This window comes from Streptomyces sp. SID486 (assembly GCF_009865385.1).
Lineage (GTDB): Bacteria > Actinomycetota > Actinomycetes > Streptomycetales > Streptomycetaceae > Streptomyces.
In genome coordinates this window covers 1-5,340 of sequence record NZ_WWJT01000570.1, presented here as the reverse complement: position 1 = coordinate 5,340, position 5,340 = coordinate 1, and the positions used below count along the sequence as shown (strand labels likewise).

At 70.6% G+C, this 5,340-nt stretch carries 4 protein-coding genes and 1 pseudogene; all 5 read left to right on the top strand.

Going from position 1 to position 5,340, the window contains the following annotated elements:
• Window positions 1-714, top strand: a 714-nt coding sequence (locus GT045_RS26400; protein ID WP_161335682.1) for a class I SAM-dependent methyltransferase, incomplete at its 5' end; no start/stop codon positions are given.
• A gap of 764 nt (window positions 715-1,478) precedes the next feature.
• Window positions 1,479-2,252: an isoprenyl transferase gene (locus GT045_RS26395; protein WP_161294317.1), complete on the top strand. Its 774-nt coding sequence runs from the start codon at window positions 1,479-1,481 to the stop codon at window positions 2,250-2,252.
• A 349-nt stretch (window positions 2,253-2,601) separates the two neighbouring features.
• The gene (locus GT045_RS26390; protein WP_161294315.1) at window positions 2,602-3,927 is read left to right on the top strand and encodes a PhoH family protein; all 1,326 of its coding nucleotides are present in this window, start codon (window positions 2,602-2,604) and stop codon (window positions 3,925-3,927) included.
• 382 nt (window positions 3,928-4,309) lie between these two features.
• Window positions 4,310-5,029: a transglycosylase SLT domain-containing protein gene (locus GT045_RS26385; RefSeq protein ID WP_202516021.1), complete on the top strand. Its 720-nt coding sequence runs from the start codon at window positions 4,310-4,312 to the stop codon at window positions 5,027-5,029.
• A 139-nt stretch (window positions 5,030-5,168) separates the two neighbouring features.
• A pseudogene (locus tag GT045_RS39085) lies at window positions 5,169-5,340 on the top strand (AI-2E family transporter); the annotation flags it as partial.

The window sequence follows — 5,340 nt, the reverse complement described above, 5'->3', positions numbered from 1 at the left end:
TCGTGGTTCGAGGGGCGGGCCACCGAGGCGCGGCCGTCATGGGGGTACGCCCGGTCGGCGGGGGAGCGGCTGGCCGGGGCCGGGGCCGTGCTCGATGTGCAGACCGGGGGCGGGGAGGTGCTGGACTTCGCGCTGGGGCGGGCGGAGCCGGCGCGGCCCGTGCTCGTCGCGGCGACCGAGGGCTGGCCGCCGAACGTGGCCAAGGCCACCGCCCTGCTCAGGCCGCGCGGCGTCGCCGTGGTCGCCGCCCCGGACGACGCTCCCCTGCCGTTCGCCGACGAGGCGTTCGACCTGGTCCTCAGCCGGCACCCGGTGCGCCCGTACTGGGACGAGATCGCCCGGGTGCTGCGGCCCGGCGGCACCTACTTCGCCCAGCACGTCGGGCCGTCCAGCGTCTTCGAGCTGGTCGAGTACTTCCTCGGGCCGCAGCCGGAGGAGGTGCGCCGCGGCCGCGACCCCGAGCGGGAGCGGGCCGGCGCCGAGGCGGCGGGGCTGGAGGTCGTCGGACTGCGGGCGGAGCGGCTGCGGATGGAGTTCCACGACATCGCAGCGGTCGTCCACTTCCTGCGCAAGGTCGTCTGGATGGTCCCCGGCTTCACGGTCGAGGCGTACGAACCCCGGCTCCGGGCGCTGCACGAACAGATCGAGCGGGAGGGCCCGTTCGTCGCGCACAGCGCCCGGCATCTCTTCGACGTGCGCAAGCCCGGCCGCTGACGAAAGCGGCGGACGGGGAGAAGCGGTGTGATTCGGCCCCGGTTTTCCCGGGAGTTCTCCCGGAGTTTCCACATTGTTATCCACCACGGTTCACACGCGCCTCACGTGTCCCGTAGGTTCAGACCAAGGTAATTCGCGTCAGCAAAGCTGCGCGGCCGGTACCGCGCAGTGGAGGGGGCTGCGCGGTGCCGTGAAACCGGATGACGGCCACCGGGCGCCGGAGCGGAATGGTCAAGTCACCGTTCGCGGGCGGTAGCCCGTCGGAGGGACCGTGGGGCAACACGGCTATCTGCCCCCAACATGGCCTAATCCTTGCGATTTCCTGCCCTCCCGGCCGAATCTGCCTGTGATTCCGCTGTGAATCGGCCATGAGGGGCTACTGAATCCCGCATTCCGCGGCCATCGGGCCGTTGCCGGATGATTCCGGAGAGTAGTTGCGGCACGCCGATGCACCCACCATCCCTCACGAAGGGTTATGGTGGAAACCCCCCCTCGGGCCGGTCCGTCTCCCCCCCACGGACCGGCCCGTTTTTTCGTGCGGCGGCCGGGAACCCACCGGCCGGGTGCCGGCGTCCCACTCACGGGCGCGGGACCGTGCCCGATGCGCGGCCCCGCCGTGTGGGCGCGACCGGCCCCCACGGCCCCGCCCCGGACCCGGACCGCAGGGGCCCGGACCCCAAACCCCGGGCCGGAACAGGCCCGCGGCAGCGGTAGGCTCGACGGCTCCGGCACCCATACCCCGCGCCCAACCCCCGGAGGGTCACGTGAACCTGCGCGACAAGCTGCGCGGCCTGCTCGTCAGGCTCTACGCACGCCGGGTGGAAGGCCACCTGGACCACGCTCAGGTGCCCAAGCACATCGGCGTCATCATGGACGGCAACCGCCGCTGGGCGAAGGCGTCCGGCTCCACCACGGTGCACGGTCACCGGGCCGGTGCCGAGAAGATCGAGGAGTTCCTCGGCTGGTGCACCGAGACGGACGTCGAGGTCGTCACCCTGTGGCTGCTGTCGACCGACAACTTCGACCGTCCCCAGGACGAGCTGGGCCCCCTGCTCGGCATCATCGAGGACGTCGTCCGCACCCTGGCGACCGACGGCCGCTGGCGCGTGCACCACGTGGGCACGCCGGACCTGCTGCCCTCGCAGATGCAGACGGCGCTGAAGGAGGCCGAGGAGGCCACCGCCCACATCGACGGGATAGTCGTCAACGTCGCCATCGGCTACGGCGGCCGGCAGGAGATCGCCGACGCCGTGCGCTCCATGCTGCACGACGCGCGCGACCGCGGCGTGTCCCTGGAGGACCTCGCCGAGTCCGTCGACGTCGACATGATCGGCCGTCACCTCTACACCAAGGCCCAGCCTGATCCGGACCTGGTGATCCGCACCAGCGGCGAGCAGCGGCTGTCCGGATTCATGCTCTGGCAGACCGCCCACTCCGAGTACTACTTCTGCGAGGTCTTCTGGCCGGCCTTCCGGAAAGTCGACTTCCTGCGTGCCCTGCGCGACTACGCCGCACGTCATCGCCGTTACGGCGGCTGAGCCGCCCCGCACCGCCCCGTCGCCGCCCGGTGACGGGGCGGTGTCGCGTACCCCGGTTCGCGGACCTGTAACAAGGAGTTCACCAGCACGCTGTTGGCCGCATTTGCATGGCGGCGCGTGTTCGAGGGCATAAACGAAACAGGTCGACTCCCGAACCACGGGCGTCGGATCTCAGCGGGCGGCACGGGGCCGTCCGCCCGGGAGGCCCTTTGCACCAGCCCGACCGTGCGGTCACGGCACGGAAGCAGCCGCGGGGAGGCCGGTTCCCGGCCCGCCGTGCGTGGGGCCAGACACCGGTCCAGCATCACTTCGTCGCTCCCCGACCTCATCCGAGGGGGTACGTCCTTCCGTGGTGACCAGCACAAAGCGCCACAAGCCCGACCGGCGCACCTATGTTCTCGACACCAGCGTCCTGCTGGCCGACCCGAACGCCCTGACCCGCTTCGACGAGCACGAGGTCGTGCTCCCGATCGTCGTGGTCACGGAGCTGGAGGCCAAGCGGCACCATCCCGAGCTCGGCTACTTCGCCCGCCAGGCCCTGCGCCTGCTGGACGACTACCGGGTGAAGAACGGTCGCCTCGACGCCCCCATCCCGATCGGGGAACTCGGCGGGACGGTCCGGGTCGAGCTCAACCACTCGGACCCCAGCGTGCTGCCCACCGGCTACCGCCTGGGGGACAACGACTCCCGCATCCTCGCGGTGGCCCGCAACCTGCAGGCCGAGGGGTTCGACGTCACCGTCGTGTCGAAGGACCTGCCGCTGAGGATCAAGGCGTCCTCCGTCGGCCTCCTCGCCGAGGAGTACCGGGCCGAGCTGGCCATCACGGACAGCTCCGGCTGGACCGGGATGTCCGAACTCACCCTGTCGGGCGAACAGGTGGACATCCTCTTCGAGGAAGGGCATGTGTACGTCCCGGAGGCGTCCGCCCTCCCCGTGCACACCGGTCTGACCATCCAGTCCGAGCGCGGCAAGGCGCTCGGCCGGGTCAGCGCCGAGGGTGACGTCCGCCTGGTGCGCGGCGACCGGGAGGCGTTCGGCATCAAGGGCCGCAGCGCCGAGCAGCGCATCGCGCTCGACCTGCTGCTCGACCCGGACGTCGGCATCGTCTCGATGGGCGGCCGGGCCGGCACCGGCAAGTCGGCGCTGGCGCTGTGCGCGGGCCTGGAGGCGGTCCTGGAGCGGCGCCAGCACCAGAAGGTGATGGTCTTCCGCCCGCTGTACGCGGTCGGCGGCCAGGAACTGGGCTATCTGCCGGGCAGCGAGGCGGAGAAGATGAGCCCGTGGGCGCAGGCCGTCTTCGACACCCTCTCGGCGGTCACCAGCCGCGAGGTCATCGAGGAGGTCACCTCGCGCGGCATGCTGGAGGTGCTCCCGCTCACCCACATCCGCGGGCGCTCGCTGCACGACGCGTTCGTGATCGTCGACGAGGCGCAGTCGCTGGAGCGGAACGTCCTGCTGACCGTTCTCTCGCGGATCGGCGCCAACTCGCGGGTGGTCCTCACCCATGACGTGGCACAGCGGGACAATCTGCGCGTAGGGCGTTATGACGGAGTCGTCGCCGTCGTGGAGAAACTGAAGGGACATCCCCTCTTCGCCCATGTCACGCTGACTCGGTCCGAGAGGTCCCAGATCGCGGCGCTTGTGACCGAAATGCTGGAGGACGGCCACATCTGACACGGGGACAGACGGCCGTTGGCGCCGTCCGGCAAAGGCCAAGAGCCTAGCCGGGCGGCGCCTTGGTGTGTGGGGCTTTCCTGAAATCCCCAGGGCCAAACGGGATGTGAGCTTTCACACGCAGCACAGAATTGCCACGCGGCGTCCGGTTACGGCAGAGTCTCATTCCTGTCAGGCCCCGCATACGGCACACGTGTACCCCCAGCGGTATCGCATATCAGCAGTATCACCAACTCCATAGCGCCGCCGTATGCCGCCCGAGCACCAAGCGGCGCTCCCGTCGAGGGAGTTGCCCACCGGGCCCGCGCCTCCCGTGACCCCGCAGTTGGGAGGCCAGTGTCAGGGGGCACGATTGCGTCCGCCAGGGTCACCGAAGCGGGCGATGCTGGAAGGAAACCGTGTGAGCCGGATTTCGGTCCGGGGATTCGCAGTGGCCTCGGCCACCGCGGTCACCGCCGTCGGAAGCGTCGTCGGAGTTGCCTCGGGCAGCGTCGCGCAGAACAACGACGCCGAGCCGACGGCTGCCGACACCACGCTCCTCGCGGACATCCCCGCGGGTCAGCAGGCGCAGGTCCAGACCGCGTCCCTGACGCAGCAGGCCGACGCCCAGGCCATCGCCGCGGACGCGAGCGCCAAGAAGGACGCCGAGGAATCGGCCCGCAAGGCCGCCGCCGAGACGGCCATCGCGAAGAAGGCCGAGGCGGAGAAGGCGGCCAAGGAGGCCAAGGAGCGCGCCGAGGCGAAGTCCGCCGCGGCCAGCCGCGGCACCGACGTCCGGGACTCCTCCAGCTTCCCGGTCCAGAGCAACTACTCCGTTGCGCAGATCCAGGCGATGGCGCGCCAGATGGTGGCCGGCGACCAGTTCCAGTGCTTCAGCAACATCGTGGACCACGAGTCCAGCTGGAACTACCACGCGGTCAACGCCTCCTCCGGCGCCTACGGTCTCTTCCAGGCCCTGCCCGCCGGCAAGTATGCCTCGGCCGGTGCCGACTGGCAGACCAACCCGGCGACCCAGATCAAGTGGGGCCTCAACTACATGAACGAGCGCTACGGCAGCCCCTGCCAGGCGTGGTCGTTCTGGTCGGCCAACCACTGGTACTAGGCCCGCAGCGGTCCTCTTCACCTCGCGCAGCCCCTCCCCCTTCCCGGGGAAGGGGCTTTCGCACTGTACGGTCGTATCCGAACGACTCCAGGGGCGAGTGGTGGCCGACACCCGGGGACGCGGGGGAAGAGGACGGATCATGTCGCGAGTGCCAGGGTGGCTCGGCCGGCTCGGGGCCGGTCTCACCGAGATGAGCGAGCGCCTCGACGAGCGCCGCGCCGAGGTGGAGAAGGACCGCACCGGACCGGCGGACTCCGCCGCTCCGGAACCGGCCGTCGCGCCCGCGGAGGCGGCCCCGCCGGTCCGCCGGC

Excerpts from the sequence above, each read along its gene's own strand:
- GT045_RS26385 (WP_202516021.1), top strand. The coding sequence starts at position 4,310 with ATGCTGGAAGGAAACCGTGTGAGCCGGATTTCGGTCCGGGGATTCGCA.